Source organism: Bacillus sp. KS1 (assembly GCF_020075515.1).
Lineage (GTDB): Bacteria > Bacillota > Bacilli > Bacillales > Bacillaceae > Bacillus > Bacillus velezensis.
Map to the genome: position 1 here is coordinate 581,866 of NZ_JACAWW010000004.1, position 13,341 is coordinate 595,206.

The window sequence follows — 13,341 nt, forward strand, 5'->3', positions numbered from 1 at the left end:
CAGCGTTCATCTCCTTTTATCCGTATCATTCCCGCGGTTCCGTTTTCTAAACAAAAAAGACGCCGCGCGGGCGTCCTTTTTTAACCTATTCTTTTGCTAAATCCTTTGCAGCGTCTTCCCAAGCCTGTTTGAACTCGTCCGCGCTGTCAGCTGAGACATATGTGCCGCCTCCCGCTTCCGCCGCTTTTTCAAGGCTTTCGCTTCCTTTCATGCCGAAGTTGAAGCCGATGATATTGACGATCGTGTTGACGTTCGCTTTACGGAGCTTTTGAATTTCGGCCTGAGGATTACCGCCGCATGTTTCTTCACCGTCTGTGATCAGATATACGACGTTTTTCCCCGTGGCGCCGGCCCGCTCAAATTCTTCACGCGTATCAGAGAGCGCTTTCGCAATCGGTGTCCAGCCGGTCGGTTTAATCTTGCTGAGTGATTGCTCAAATGGAGTCACGGCGTACGGCTGAAGGCCGTATAACGTTTCTGTCGCATTACATGATACGGCTTTGCCTGAGTTTTTATTATTGCCCTTATGCCCGAATACCCGAAGCATCAGATTCGTGTCTTCAGGAAGAACTTCCGCAAAAGAAGTGACAGACTCTTTCGCGACATCTATTTTACGCTCTCCCCCTGTTTTTTGTATCATGCTTCCGCTTGCGTCAAACAGCACGGCAACGTTTGTTTCTTCGTGCTTTTTCTCGGCTGCAAAAACAGGTGATCCGAGTGAAAGCGTCAAAAGTCCGACAATCCCCGCAGTGAACATTTTTTTCATTTCGTTCATTCCTCTCCGTTTGTTTTTGGCCGATGGGCCCCCGGCTCTTCTCTATGCTAGATGACGAGTATGCAAAAAGATATAGGGCGGGATTCCTTTTGTATAAGCGGCTGTACACCGTTAAAAATGAACAGAATTATGCGCATCATCCTAAAAAGATTGGATAAATGATGACAGATTTAATGCCTTTTTCGCCCTTTTTGTAATATAAGTCCGGAATCTGATTCTTTTTACAGTTTTCTCTTCACCTTTTCTTGAAATTTTTGTTAAATAAAAATAAAAAAAAGGGCCGATAAACGGCACCTTCTCTTATTCCGCTAATGAACTCGCTGCCATTGTAAAGATGCGGTTCATATCCTTTTGGCTGTGAGCTTCGTAATATTTTCCTCCGCCCGCTTTGGCAATCTCGTGAAGCTGGCCGTTGAAGCCTTCCTTAAAGTCAAAGCCGATCACGTTGACTTTAATATGCTGTTTGCGAAGTTCTTTCGCTGTCTTAACAGGATCTCCTCCGCATGTCTCCTCGCCGTCCGTCAACAGGAAAACGGATTTACTGCCAAGTTTGTGCAAACCGGTAAAGGAAGCCTTCGCATCCTCTAATGCTTTTGCAATCGGTGTCCAGCCCGTAGGCCCGATTCCGTTAAGAGAGTTAAGGAAGCTCTGTCTGTCAAACCTTTGGAATCCGTACACACCGCGAATGGATTCACAAGATTGAACCTTTCCGGAGTTTTTATTATTGCCTTCCGAACCGAAAACCGTCATTCTGACCTGTGATTTAGATTTAATTTGATCCGCAAAACGGACAATTTCTTCTTTTGCCATGTTGTATTTAGAAACACCGTCAATCCGTTTTGCCATACTGCCGCTCGCATCAAGTAAAATAGCGGTATTGTTTTTAAATGAAAGAGTCTTCTCGTTTGCATTCTCGGCAGCAAAAGCAGGAGATGCAGCAGTCATCAATCCGAGCATGAGTATGAGTGAAAATGTTTTTTTCATTGCTTTTTCCCCTTTTCAATAGATTTACGTTCAACGCCGAACAATATTTATCGTAAATGAGATGAATAGGGAAATAAATAGGACGGCGTTCCTCATTATTTTTGCGTATATTCACATAGAAGCGGCATTTTTATCAGTGATTTACACCCGGCGCTCAGCCTTCAATCGACATTTGTCAGCCTTTAGGCTTTCGTTATATGAGTCTGTTGGTTGCTTTACCGTTTATGGAATAGTTTTCAAAAAAAACAGACGCTCATGAAAGCGTCTATTTTTTCGCCATATATTTGTTTAAAAATGAATCTGCTTCGGAAATATCCACACCCTGATAATAATGCTTGACGATGTCCGCCACTGATTTTCCCTGCTCCGCCATGTAATTGGCCCCGTACTGGCTCATGCCGACGCCGTGGCCGAATCCTTTTGTCGTAATGGTGATGCTGCCGCCGTTCCGTTTCCATTCAAAGTCGGCAGAACGGAGTCCGAGTTTTTCCCGGATGTCTCTTCCCTTCAGCTTTTTGCCGTTGATGACGGCCGTCGCCACTTGATGGCCCGGCGTTCTGGCTGTAATCTGTCCCACCGTGTTTTGTCCCGAGAGCTGTACGCCGAGCTTTTGCTGAAACTCCGGCACACTGAAGGTCTGGGTGGCGAGATATTTCGGCGATTGCTTATCCCACGGACTTTTCACGCTCTTTAAATAAGGAATGGCGCTTGTCCAATAGGCTTCCGCATTTTCCGTATACCCGTTGCTCGTAGAGAAGAAAGATGCCTCAATCGGCTTGTTGTCGTACGTTAAAATCTTTCCTTGCGTGCCGGCGACCGCGTTTGTGATTTTCTTGAGGTTGTGTGCGTACTTAGAACCCCATTCTTTTTTCAGCTGGCTTTTGCTTTGATAGACTTGGAACATTTGCGTATCATCCACCAGTGATCCTTTCGGCGCCTGAACGGCTGAGTCAGCGACCATCAGTCTGACGATGAATGTCCGGGCGGCGAGCGCCTGGGCTTTTAAGGCCTCCGGTTTAAAGTTTGCGGGCATTTCGGAAGCCACGACACCGACCACATACTCTTCAAGCGGAATGTTCTCTACAGAATGATTGGATGTCCGATAAACCGGAATGGATACAGGTGATTCTTTCAATGTTTCTGCTCCTTTTGTTTCTCGTGTGGTGTGTGCTGTTTTGTGTCCGGGCTCTCTATTTACGGCTGCTCCTTTTTCTGCCTGAAACGGAAGGACGAGAATGGTGGGGACAAGAAGAATAAGTATACACAGCCCGGATAGTAGAAATACAATCGGTTTCATATATCAGCTGCCTCCTGCTTGGGATTCGACTCTACTTCATCTTATGGGCAGGGACAAGCTAATATGACTTCCTTTTGGACAGAATCTTTATTCCATTTTTCACGCGAAAAACGTATTCTTTTTTGGAAATCAGAGCATAATAATGATGATAAACCATAAAAAAACAGTATGCCAGATTGACATACTGTTTTTACAGCCATTATGCGTTTAGGTCAGTTACGACTTCTTTACTTTCTTGTTCAGCGGCCGTTTCATCAACGACACGCTCGATGTCAGCGCCGAGAGCCGCAAGTTTTTGATGGAAATTCACATAACCGCGATCCAAGTGCTTCAGTTCCGTGACACGTGTATGACCTTCAGCCACTAATCCCGCAAGAATCAGCGCCGCGCCCGCACGCAGGTCCGTAGCGGCAACTTCTGCGCCTTGCAGCTGTACAGGACCGTTAATGATCACAGAACGTCCTTCAATTTTAATGTCGCCATTCATCCGGCGGAATTCTTCAGCATGCATAAAACGGTTTTCAAACACAGTTTCAGTAATCATGCTTGTTCCGCTCGCACGGAGAAGCAGCGCCATCATTTGCGACTGCATATCAGTCGGGAATCCTGGGTGAGGCATCGTTTTAATGTCGATCGGCTTCAGCTGGGCAGGACCGATGACACGAAGGCCTTCTCCTTCATCCGTAATTTTGACTCCCATTTCTTCCATCTTCGCAATTAAAGACGTAAGATGCTCAGGAACCGCACCTTTGACTAATACATTTCCTTCCGTGATCGCCGCAGCCACCATGAAAGTACCCGCTTCAATACGGTCAGGAATGATGTTGTGTCTTACGCCGTGAAGCTTCTCGACACCTTCAATTTTAATGGTGCCTGTGCCGGCTCCGCGGATTTTTCCGCCCATCGCATTGATATAGTTCGCTAAGTCAACGATTTCAGGCTCTTTTGCCACGTTTTCAAGCGTTGTTGTTCCTTCAGCTAAAGCAGCTGCCATAATCAAGTTTTCTGTCGCACCCACACTTGGGAAATCTAAATAGATTTTTGCGCCCTGCAGACGGCCTTCCACTTCTGCTTCAATAAAGCCGTTGCCTACTTTGATTTTTGCACCCATTGCTTCAAAGCCTTTTAAATGCTGATCAATCGGTCTTGAGCCGATTGCGCAGCCGCCCGGAAGCGCTACTCTTGAATGACCCGTACGGGCTAACAGAGGGCCCATAACAAGCACTGACGCGCGCATTTTGCGCACATATTCAAAAGGTGCTTCTGTTTCTAAAGCGTAAGAAGCGTTTACGGTAACTTCATTATTCTCAAAATGCACATCTGCTCCTAAATGACGCAACACTTCATTAATTGTATATACATCGGAGAGCGTAGGTACATCACATATTACGCTTTTTTCTTCACTTGCTAATAAAGATGCAGCGATAACTGGTAAAACGGCATTTTTTGCTCCTTCAACTTTCACTGTGCCGTTTAACTTCTGACCGCCGCGGACGATGATTTTTTCCAAGGTATTCCCCTCCGCGTCCCTATATTCTCTATATTAATATTCAGTCGTCACGATTGGTGTGCCAACCGTAACGGTATGTTTTTCGCCCATTCCCGCACTTCTAAGCGCAACTTGCACATTCATCTTATGTTTCGATGTCATGATGTAATCTGTCCACTTATATGTAAATGCAGAAACAGAAACGAAATGAGGCTCAACTACATGTTCAACTGGACTTGCTTCAAATTCTTTCATGAGCTGTTCTGCTTTTTTTTGCAAAACAATACTCATATTATCATTTAAATGACCCTTTAGACAAGTAAAAATAAATACTTTATTTTGAAATATGTCGTGTGCCTGCCGTTCAAACTGTTCATATGTATCATTCCAGTTTTTCGGTTGCTCCGGGCTCATTTGCTCATATAATAAATACGAAGTTGGGTTCTGGTTTTTGAGGGTAGTGACGAGCTGCAGTTTAAAAGTTGTGTGATTTTTTTTGTCAGAATACGTGCCGACGGCCTTTACGATTTTATCTTCCCGCGCGGATTCCCAATGATATTGCGGATACTGCGTCTTCAGTTCTTTTACCTTGTCATCAAATTCACTCAGTGACAGGTTCAGATTTTTTTTCGCATGAAGCGTCCATTCATCTACAGTGACCTGCTGCCGCTCCATTCCTTCGGCAATCTGGGCAAGCGGAGACAGCTCACTTGCATGAATGGAATGAAATACCGCTATTAAGGCGCTTAAAAAAACAAAAAACAAGATGATGCGGCCTGCTCTTTTTTTCTTCATATCGATCTCTCCCCCTTACTCCCATTTTTGCCGGAGCCGGGGAAAGCAATACATGGAAAACTTCGTCAAAACTCGCCAAGCGGGTGAAGAAAAATTGGTTTCTCACCCAGCGATTCCCTTCATTTCAACAGACGAAACATCTTAAAATAAGTATGGAAGCTGTTTCGAATAGGTAAGATAATCTAAAAAGAAGTCAGCGACTGCCGTACCGATCGCAATGGTAAGAAGAATGATCAGCAGCCTCGCCTGCACTATTTTTCCTTTTCGGATCAGCGGATCAAAGTTGACGGCCTGAAGCGCCCACCATGTCACCGCAATGCATACCAGGTGAACCAGGATGCTGATTGCGGCCTGCTGCCCCAATACATTCACAAATCCCATCTCCTTTCATTTTTTCCGCCCCTCATATCCTCTCTTATTATATAAGAAGAAGAGAGAAAGATGATCATTTTTACATCAGAATTTTTATCCAAAATTAGAGGCAATCCCCGCTTAAATGTCCGTTCTCCGGCATGATATACTTTTTTGGAAAGGAGATGGGAATATGAATCATTCCTTTTTTCATCCGGAAAAGCAGTATGGAGAAACACTTCCCGTATTTGACCACGAGTGGGAAGCGATAGCATTCTACTATGATTATAGACAGTCTCAAACAGAGGAACTGAAAGAATTATGTCAGTTTTTCAACATTTCTCTTGATTATTCACGCGGCAGCCTGCTGGAAGTGGAAGCTCTTTACTTCCGCAGCATACAAGAGCTGCTTTTGGCGGATTGGAACCTGCCGATTGACGAATTTGAGAAAATGCTCAGTGTGTATGTCATCGATTGCGCCATCAGACACCATGACGATGCCGAATGGGTCGTCAAACCTTATCCGTATACGGACGGCGCTTATACGACGGGTGTGCGGAGAGGAAACAAAACGTGGCACACCGACAACTGCTGCGAACATTTATATCTGCAAAAAGAAGAGGATCATCCGCTTATCGGCGTCTATGAATCTCTTATGCGTTAATATAGAAAAAGAATCCTTCTCAGACAGCCGAGAAGGATTCTTTTTTAGTTTCCTGCAACATCCAATCTGTTTACAGCCCGCTGTAGCGCAAGCTCAGCCCGACGAATGTCAGTATCATCTGATCGTTTGTTCAAACGGTCTTCCGCCCGCTTTTTCGCAGCAAGGGCGCGCTCTTTATCAATGCTTTCCGCTGTTTCAGCGGCTTGTGCAAGGATAGTGACCTGATCAGGACGGACTTCTAAAAATCCGCCGCTGACAGCCGCCAATTCGGTCTGCCCGTCTTTTTTAAGGCGGACAGCGCCGATTTTAAGCGGAGCCACGGTCGGAATATGGCCAGGCAAGATACCGAGATCACCGCTCTCGGCTCTTACACTTACCATTTCAATATCAGCATCATATACTGGGCCGTCGGGAGTAACGATATTGACTTTAACGGTCTTCATGCTTTTACCCTCCTAGGACCAGATTAAACTTCTACACCCATCTCTTTTGCATTCTCAATGACTTCTTCAATGCGTCCCACAAGACGGAATGCATCTTCCGGAAGATGGTCATATTTACCGGAAAGGATTTCTTTAAAGCCTCGTACCGTTTCTTTAACAGGCACGTAAGAACCCTTTTGTCCCGTAAACTGCTCAGCTACGTGGAAGTTTTGAGAAAGGAAGAACTGGATACGGCGTGCGCGGTGAACGACAAGCTTGTCTTCTTCACCTAATTCGTCCATACCGAGAATCGCGATAATATCCTGAAGTTCTTTGTAACGCTGAAGCGTTGACTGGACTTCACGCGCCACCGCATAATGCTCTTCTCCGACAATTTCCGGAGCAAGCGCGCGGGAAGTGGAAGCCAGCGGATCAACCGCAGGGTAGATACCCATTTCAGTTAATTTACGCTCAAGGTTAGTCGTTGCATCCAAGTGAGCGAACGTTGTCGCCGGAGCCGGGTCAGTGTAGTCATCGGCAGGCACGTAGATCGCCTGGATAGATGTAACTGAACCAACGTTTGTAGATGTAATACGCTCTTGAAGCTGACCCATTTCTGTCGCAAGCGTCGGCTGATAACCAACCGCAGAAGGCATACGGCCGAGAAGCGCGGAAACCTCTGAACCCGCTTGTGTGAAACGGAAAATGTTATCGATAAAGAACAGTACGTCCTGTCCTTGTTTATCACGGAAATGCTCAGCCATTGTAAGACCCGTCAGTGCTACACGCATACGTGCGCCCGGCGGCTCGTTCATTTGTCCGAAGACCATGGCTGTTTTCTTAATAACGCCTGAATCGCTCATTTCGTAGAAAAGGTCGTTCCCTTCACGAGTACGCTCTCCTACACCGGCGAATACGGAAATACCGCCGTGCTCTTGCGCGATGTTGTTGATTAATTCCTGGATTAATACGGTTTTACCTACGCCGGCGCCGCCGAACAATCCGATTTTACCGCCCTTGATGTAAGGAGCGAGCAGGTCAACAACCTTAATTCCCGTTTCAAGAATTTCAACCTCAGTTGAAAGCTCATCGAATGAAGGAGCTGATCTGTGGATCGGGTCCTTTTGAGCATCCGCAGGCAGCGGTTCATTTAAATCAATTTTATCTCCCAGTACGTTAAATACGCGTCCGAGAGTCACATCACCGACAGGAACGGAAATCGGCGCACCTGTATCAACAGCTTCCATTCCGCGCTGAATTCCGTCCGTAGATGCCATGGCAATTGTACGGACTGTATCATCGCCTAAATGAAGAGCAACCTCTAGCGTTAGGTCGATGCCTACTTCATTTTCGCCTGTAGCTGGCTGTGAAACTTTAATCGCATTATAAATCGCAGGCAAGTGGCCGTCCTCGAAACGTACGTCGACAACCGGTCCAAGCACCTGACTTACGCGTCCTTTCTTCATCGCTATCCCTCCTGACAAAATCTTTCTATTCTAAAGCGGCTGCACCGCCGACAATTTCGGTAATTTCTTGTGTAATCGCCGCTTGACGCGCGCGGTTATATGAAAGCGAAAGTGAATCAATGAGTTCTTTCGCATTATCAGTCGCATTTTTCATTGCTGTCATTCTCGCAGCGTGTTCACTTGCTTTACTGTCAAGAAGCGCGCCGTAAATTAAGCTTTCCGCATATTGAGGAAGCAGCACTTCGAGCACCTCTTCTTCATCCGGTTCGAACTCGTAAGAAGCCGTGCGCTTCCCGCCGCTCGTTCCGAAATCCGTTAAAGGCAGCACTTTTTTCTCCGTCACTTCCTGTGAAATCGCACTGACGAAATGGTTATACACCAAATGCAGTTCATCAAAAGCGCCGTCGATAAACATTTGAACCGTCTGACGGGTCAAATCTTTAATCTGAGCAAAAGTGACCTCGTCGCCAAGCCCCACTAACTCAGACAAAATCGGCATTTCCCGTTTTTTGAAGAAATCGCGGCCGACTCTGCCGATTGCAATCACCGTGTATTCATCTTTAGACTGATGGCGTTCTTGAATGGTGCGGTAAGCGTTTCGCAAAACCGAACTGTTAAACGCACCCGCAAGCCCGCGGTCAGACGTAATGACGAGATACGCCGTCTTTTTCACTTCTCTTGAGACAAGCATCGGGTGTTTCGCGTTTTTCGCGCCTTTTCCGACGTTAAACACAACCTCCTGGATCTTATCCATATACGGAGCAAATGACTTCGCGTTGGTTTCCGCACGGTTCAGCTTCGCAGCGGATACCATCTGCATGGCTTTTGTAATCTGGCTTGTTTTTTTCGTTGACGTGATCCTTGACTTAATATCGCGTAATGAGGCCAAAGATTTCACCACCTTTATTCTTCATTTGCGTAAAAAGAGAGAAAAAGAGAACCTTTTTCTCTCATCTTCTAAGGGTTAGTTGCTTGGTGCAAATGTGCGTTTGAAGCCTTCGATTGCAGCTTTGAAGTCTTCATCAGCAGGAAGGTTTCCTGTTTTCGCAATGCCGTCAAGCAGATCTTTATGGTTTTGATCAAGGTACATGTAGTACTCTTCTTCAAAACGTCTGATATCCGCAACCGGAATATCATCAAGATATCCTTTTGTCAGCGCATAAAGAATGGCTACCTGTTTTTCAACCGGGAGCGGTTTATTCAAGTCTTGTTTCAGCACTTCAACTGTACGCGCACCGCGGTTCAGTTTCGCCTGAGTCGCCTGGTCAAGATCAGATCCGAATTGGGCGAACGCTTCAAGTTCACGGTATGAAGCCAGGTCAAGACGCAATGTTCCAGCTACCTTTTTCATCGCTTTGATTTGGGCTGATCCGCCGACACGGGATACGGATAATCCGGCATTGATCGCAGGACGCACGCCTGAGAAGAATAGGTCGGATTGAAGGAAAATCTGTCCGTCAGTAATGGAAATGACGTTTGTCGGGATATAAGCGGAGATATCTCCTGCTTGTGTTTCGACGAACGGCAGCGCCGTAATTGATCCTGCGCCTTTTGCGTCACTCAGCTTGGCTGCGCGCTCAAGCAGACGGGAGTGAAGATAGAATACATCCCCAGGGAATGCTTCACGGCCCGGCGGACGGCGAAGAAGCAATGACAGCTCACGGTAAGCGGCCGCTTGTTTGGATAAATCATCATATACGACGAGAACGTGTTTGCCGTTGTACATGAATTCTTCACCCATTGTCACCCCTGCATACGGTGCAAGGTAAAGAAGCGGAGCCGGCTGTGAAGCGGACGCCGTCACAACAATCGTGTAATCAAGCGCGCCGTGCTTACGAAGTGTTTCCACCACGCCGCGTACTGTAGATTCTTTTTGACCGATCGCTACGTACACACAGATCATGTCTTGATCTTTTTGGTTTAAGATTGTATCAATCGCAACAGATGTTTTACCTGTCTGACGGTCACCGATAATCAGCTCACGCTGTCCGCGGCCGATCGGAATTAACGCGTCGATCGCTTTGATACCCGTTTGCAGCGGCTCATGTACCGATTTACGGTCCATTACGCCTGGAGCCTGGCTTTCGATCGGACGTGTTTTGCTTGTCAGAATCGGACCCAGTCCGTCTACCGGCTGTCCGAGCGGGTTGACGATACGTCCGATTAATTCTTCACCTACAGGAACTTCCATGATGCGGCCCGTTCTTTTGACCTCATCACCTTCACGGATATCTCTGTAAGGTCCTAAGATAACGATACCTACGTTGGATTCTTCAAGGTTTTGAGCCATACCCAAAACGCCGTTTGAAAACTCAACAAGTTCACCGGCCATACAATTGTCAAGGCCGTGCACACGCGCAATACCGTCTCCGACTTGGATGACTGTACCTACGTCATGAACTTCAATTTCAGATTGGTAATTTTGAATTTGCTGCTTTATCAGCGTGCTAATCTCTTCAGCTTTGATGCTCACTTAGGTTTCACCCCTTCTATCGATTTCCTCCGGCAAGTTGACGTTCCATGCGCTCAAGCTTTCCGCTCACGCTTCCGTCATATATCCGGTTTCCAATGCGGACTTTAATGCCGCCTATTAAATCCGTCTGCACTTCATTTCTGATTCTGAGCGAAGCGATTCCGGCTTTTTTTGCAAACACTTGAGACAATGATAACATTTCCGCTTCTGAAAGCGGCTTTACTGAATAAACAACCGCGTCCTCTGTCTGACGGGCCTGATTGGCAAGTTTGATAAACTCGTCTGTGAGATCAGGCACAATCGAAGACCGGCGGCGGTCAATCAGAAGAAAAATCGTATGCAGCACAGACTCAGACAGTGCGCCGAACGATTGCTGAATCAGCTCTTTTTTCTTAGCGGCCGATACCTTCGGATGGCTTAGCACTTCCTGTAATCCGGCTTCGTTCCGGAACACTTCTTTTAGTACGGTAAGCTCTTCTTCGATTTCATTGATTTGAGAAGTCTCAACGGCAATGTCGAAAAGCGCTGACGCGTATCGTTTAGAGACAGCAGATCCACTCATCGGCTTTCTCCTACCTCTTTAAGATAGTCCTGAATCAGTTGTTCCTGGGCTTGTTCATCAAGCTCTTTTTCAATCACTTTCGATGCGATTAAGACAGAAAGTGATGCGACTTGCTCGCGAAGTGCGGAAACCGCTTGTTCTTTTTCTTTGACAATTTCGGTTCTCGCCGCTTCTTTCAATCTTTCAGACTCGGCGCGTGCAGCCTGGATAATGTCTTCCTTCTGCTTTTCACCCAGTTTTTTCGCATTTTCAATGAGTGATTGTGATTCCTGTTTCGCTTCTTTTAAAAGAACGCGCTGCTCTTCAATCAGCTTCTGCGCTTCTTTATTTCTTTCTTCAGCGGACGTAATTTCGCCGGCGATATGATCTTCACGCTGTTTCATTATATTTAATAGCGGTCCAAGAGCGAATTTCTTGAGAAGCGCTAATAAAACTAACATAGCTAACAATTGGAATAGGATATCTCCGCCGTTAAACGACAGTCCTAATTCAAGAGGTAATTGAGACATCTACTACGGCAACTCCCTTCTGCAGGTTTTCTCTTCTGATAAAAAGCCGTTTCGGGACGGCGTGCTTATCAGACATAAAGCAATGGCGAAGGTTCTCTTAGAGTGATCTTCGCCATTTTTAGTTCATATAAGGCTTTTTTGCTTAGCCAAAGAACGCTAAGAACGCGATAACGACAGCGATAATCGGAAGGGCCTCAACCAATGCGATACCCATGAACATAAGAGTTCTAAGTTCTTTTCCTGCTTCCGGCTGACGGGCAATTCCCTCTACCGTACGTGAAACGATCAAACCGTTACCAATACCTGCACCAAGTGCACCTAAACCGATTGCAATTGCAGCTGCTATTAAATTCATGAAAAAGTTCCTCCTTTAAAATGTTATCCGAATGGATATATGATTTTAATGATCATGACTGATTTTGTGTGACATGTACACCATCGTCAGCATCGTAAAGATAAATGCCTGGATGGTACCGATGAACAAGCTGAACGCCTGCCATGCAAGCATCGGAAGAATGGCTCCGACTGTGCCGACCAAACCGAGAAAGAAGCTGTTTGAGTAGAAATTCGTCGCCAGATTCGCAAGCAGGCCAAGAAGAATTTCCCCGGCGAAAATGTTACCGTAAAGACGAAGTCCGAGTGTCAGCGTATTCGCAAACTCCTCAATGATCTTCATCGGGAACATAAGCGGAACCGGTCTGAGGTAATCCTTAGAGTATTCCTTCAAACCTTTCATCTTCACGCCGTAATAGTGCGTTAACGACACAACCATAACGGCTAGAGTCAGAGTAATAGCCGGATCGGCCGTCGGTGATTTCCACCAAAGCTCGTGTCCGACCGTTACAGAAAACGGCAGCCCCAGCATATTTGATACAAATATGTACATCAGCAAGGTTACACCAAGCGCCAAGAAGTTAGCCCCTGTTTTTAAATCCATTGTACTGCCTATAATATTGCGGACAAAATCAACAATCCATTCCATGAAGTTCTGGGCTTTTCCTGGACGGATGGACAGCGTTCTCGTAGTGAGAATCGCAATCAGCAGCACAATCACACTTGCCACAGTAATCATCAGAATGTTTGTCAGATTAAAAGTAAGACCAAACAAATCCATAGTTCTGTAATCGTGATTCAATGGGTTTTCACCTCTCTTCCATTGATGAACGTTTGAGCTGAATAATGGAATCTATCATAATGACGGGATAAATTGTCATTAATCCAATAATCACACTTGCCACACTGACTTTATCGGGATATTTAAAGGCGACAGCCATCGCAAGTATCGCATTGCACCAACGCGCTGCGCTCCCGAGTGATCGTATGGACTTTCCTTTCGCCACGGCCTTGTCAAAAGCATTCATTCTTCTGGTCAAGAGCCACAAATTAAACAAACTGAAAACAGTTCCCAAAAAGAGGCCTAGAAAAACAGTTTTATACGCCGTAAGACCATATCCCAGCAAATAGATTGCTAAGATCACAAATACATATCTCCGTTGTCTGCTGAATGTAAGATTGGGATCGTCCATCAACTATCTGTCTCCTGATGAAAATGTA

Annotated in this window: 16 protein-coding genes; 1 reads left to right on the plus strand and 15 read right to left on the minus strand. The window is 46.0% G+C overall.

Features of this window, described 5'->3' with window-relative positions; all coding sequences use genetic code 11:
- Positions 1 to 85: 85 nt before the first annotated feature.
- The 6 genes from HWY38_RS03305 to HWY38_RS03330 all read right to left on the minus strand — a co-directional run bounded on the left by HWY38_RS03305 (position 86) and on the right by HWY38_RS03330 (position 5,712).
- On the minus strand, positions 86 to 766 hold the full coding sequence (locus tag HWY38_RS03305; protein WP_012118657.1) for a VWA domain-containing protein: 681 nt from the start codon (positions 764 to 766) through the stop codon (positions 86 to 88).
- Positions 767 to 1,075: 309 nt separating this feature from the next.
- On the minus strand, positions 1,076 to 1,759 hold the full coding sequence (locus tag HWY38_RS03310; RefSeq protein ID WP_224181261.1) for a VWA domain-containing protein: 684 nt from the start codon (positions 1,757 to 1,759) through the stop codon (positions 1,076 to 1,078).
- Positions 1,760 to 2,024: 265 nt separating this feature from the next.
- Complete coding sequence (gene spoIID / locus HWY38_RS03315) at positions 2,025 to 3,056, minus strand: stage II sporulation protein D (RefSeq protein WP_007614360.1); 1,032 nt, start codon at positions 3,054 to 3,056, stop codon at positions 2,025 to 2,027.
- A 199-nt stretch (positions 3,057 to 3,255) separates the two neighbouring features.
- The gene (murA, locus tag HWY38_RS03320) at positions 3,256 to 4,566 is read right to left on the minus strand and encodes a UDP-N-acetylglucosamine 1-carboxyvinyltransferase (RefSeq protein ID WP_007614362.1); all 1,311 of its coding nucleotides are present in this window, start codon (positions 4,564 to 4,566) and stop codon (positions 3,256 to 3,258) included.
- Between the two features lie 33 nt (positions 4,567 to 4,599).
- Entirely contained in the window at positions 4,600 to 5,340 is a 741-nt protein-coding gene (locus tag HWY38_RS03325; RefSeq protein ID WP_032875952.1) for a YwmB family TATA-box binding protein, read from the minus strand.
- Positions 5,341 to 5,481: 141 nt separating this feature from the next.
- On the minus strand, positions 5,482 to 5,712 hold the full coding sequence (locus HWY38_RS03330) for a DUF1146 family protein (protein WP_007614366.1): 231 nt from the start codon (positions 5,710 to 5,712) through the stop codon (positions 5,482 to 5,484).
- A 172-nt stretch (positions 5,713 to 5,884) separates the two neighbouring features.
- Between HWY38_RS03330 and HWY38_RS03335 the strand changes: the two genes are divergently transcribed.
- Positions 5,885 to 6,355 carry a hypothetical protein gene (locus tag HWY38_RS03335; RefSeq protein ID WP_007407595.1) on the plus strand — a complete coding sequence of 157 codons (471 nt, stop codon included), beginning with the start codon at positions 5,885 to 5,887 and terminating at the stop codon, positions 6,353 to 6,355.
- Between the two features lie 44 nt (positions 6,356 to 6,399).
- On the opposite strand, the gene HWY38_RS03340 is transcribed toward HWY38_RS03335, so the two are convergent.
- The 9 genes from HWY38_RS03340 to atpI all read right to left on the minus strand — a co-directional run bounded on the left by HWY38_RS03340 (position 6,400) and on the right by atpI (position 13,313).
- The gene (locus tag HWY38_RS03340; protein ID WP_003151176.1) at positions 6,400 to 6,798 is read right to left on the minus strand and encodes a F0F1 ATP synthase subunit epsilon; all 399 of its coding nucleotides are present in this window, start codon (positions 6,796 to 6,798) and stop codon (positions 6,400 to 6,402) included.
- Between the two features lie 23 nt (positions 6,799 to 6,821).
- A complete protein-coding gene (gene atpD / locus HWY38_RS03345; RefSeq protein ID WP_003151173.1) occupies positions 6,822 to 8,243 on the minus strand; it encodes a F0F1 ATP synthase subunit beta in 1,422 nt (473 codons plus the stop codon).
- A 25-nt stretch (positions 8,244 to 8,268) separates the two neighbouring features.
- On the minus strand, positions 8,269 to 9,132 hold the full coding sequence (gene atpG / locus HWY38_RS03350; protein WP_003151172.1) for an ATP synthase F1 subunit gamma: 864 nt from the start codon (positions 9,130 to 9,132) through the stop codon (positions 8,269 to 8,271).
- A gap of 75 nt (positions 9,133 to 9,207) precedes the next feature.
- Complete coding sequence (gene atpA / locus HWY38_RS03355; RefSeq protein WP_003151170.1) at positions 9,208 to 10,716, minus strand: F0F1 ATP synthase subunit alpha; 1,509 nt, start codon at positions 10,714 to 10,716, stop codon at positions 9,208 to 9,210.
- A gap of 16 nt (positions 10,717 to 10,732) precedes the next feature.
- Positions 10,733 to 11,278 (minus strand): F0F1 ATP synthase subunit delta, encoded by a 546-nt coding sequence (locus HWY38_RS03360; protein ID WP_003151169.1) that lies wholly within the window; start codon positions 11,276 to 11,278, stop codon positions 10,733 to 10,735.
- Positions 11,275 to 11,787, minus strand: a complete 513-nt coding sequence (gene atpF / locus HWY38_RS03365) for a F0F1 ATP synthase subunit B (RefSeq protein ID WP_003151168.1) — start codon at positions 11,785 to 11,787, stop codon at positions 11,275 to 11,277. The genes HWY38_RS03360 and atpF overlap by 4 nt, the downstream gene beginning before the upstream one ends.
- A 142-nt stretch (positions 11,788 to 11,929) precedes the next feature.
- Positions 11,930 to 12,142 (minus strand): F0F1 ATP synthase subunit C, encoded by a 213-nt coding sequence (atpE, locus tag HWY38_RS03370; protein WP_003151167.1) that lies wholly within the window; start codon positions 12,140 to 12,142, stop codon positions 11,930 to 11,932.
- A 45-nt stretch (positions 12,143 to 12,187) separates the two neighbouring features.
- Positions 12,188 to 12,922, minus strand: a complete 735-nt coding sequence (gene atpB, locus HWY38_RS03375) for a F0F1 ATP synthase subunit A (protein WP_029325729.1) — start codon at positions 12,920 to 12,922, stop codon at positions 12,188 to 12,190.
- 7 nt (positions 12,923 to 12,929) lie between these two features.
- Positions 12,930 to 13,313, minus strand: a complete 384-nt coding sequence (gene atpI / locus HWY38_RS03380; RefSeq protein WP_003151155.1) for an ATP synthase subunit I — start codon at positions 13,311 to 13,313, stop codon at positions 12,930 to 12,932.
- Positions 13,314 to 13,341 lie beyond the last annotated feature (28 nt).

Coding starts and splice junctions, on each gene's coding strand:
- HWY38_RS03305 (WP_012118657.1), bottom strand. CDS start 766: ATGAAAAAAATGTTCACTGCGGGGATTGTCGGACTTTTGACGCTTTCA.
- HWY38_RS03310 (WP_224181261.1), bottom strand. CDS start 1,759: ATGAAAAAAACATTTTCACTCATACTCATGCTCGGATTGATGACTGCT.
- spoIID (WP_007614360.1), bottom strand. CDS start 3,056: ATGAAACCGATTGTATTTCTACTATCCGGGCTGTGTATACTTATTCTT.
- HWY38_RS03325 (WP_032875952.1), bottom strand. CDS start 5,340: ATGAAGAAAAAAAGAGCAGGCCGCATCATCTTGTTTTTTGTTTTTTTA.
- HWY38_RS03335 (WP_007407595.1), top strand. CDS start 5,885: ATGAATCATTCCTTTTTTCATCCGGAAAAGCAGTATGGAGAAACACTT.
- HWY38_RS03340 (WP_003151176.1), bottom strand. CDS start 6,798: ATGAAGACCGTTAAAGTCAATATCGTTACTCCCGACGGCCCAGTATAT.
- atpD (WP_003151173.1), bottom strand. CDS start 8,243: ATGAAGAAAGGACGCGTAAGTCAGGTGCTTGGACCGGTTGTCGACGTA.
- HWY38_RS03360 (WP_003151169.1), bottom strand. CDS start 11,278: ATGAGTGGATCTGCTGTCTCTAAACGATACGCGTCAGCGCTTTTCGAC.
- atpF (WP_003151168.1), bottom strand. CDS start 11,787: ATGTCTCAATTACCTCTTGAATTAGGACTGTCGTTTAACGGCGGAGAT.
- atpE (WP_003151167.1), bottom strand. CDS start 12,142: ATGAATTTAATAGCAGCTGCAATTGCAATCGGTTTAGGTGCACTTGGT.
- atpI (WP_003151155.1), bottom strand. CDS start 13,313: ATGGACGATCCCAATCTTACATTCAGCAGACAACGGAGATATGTATTT.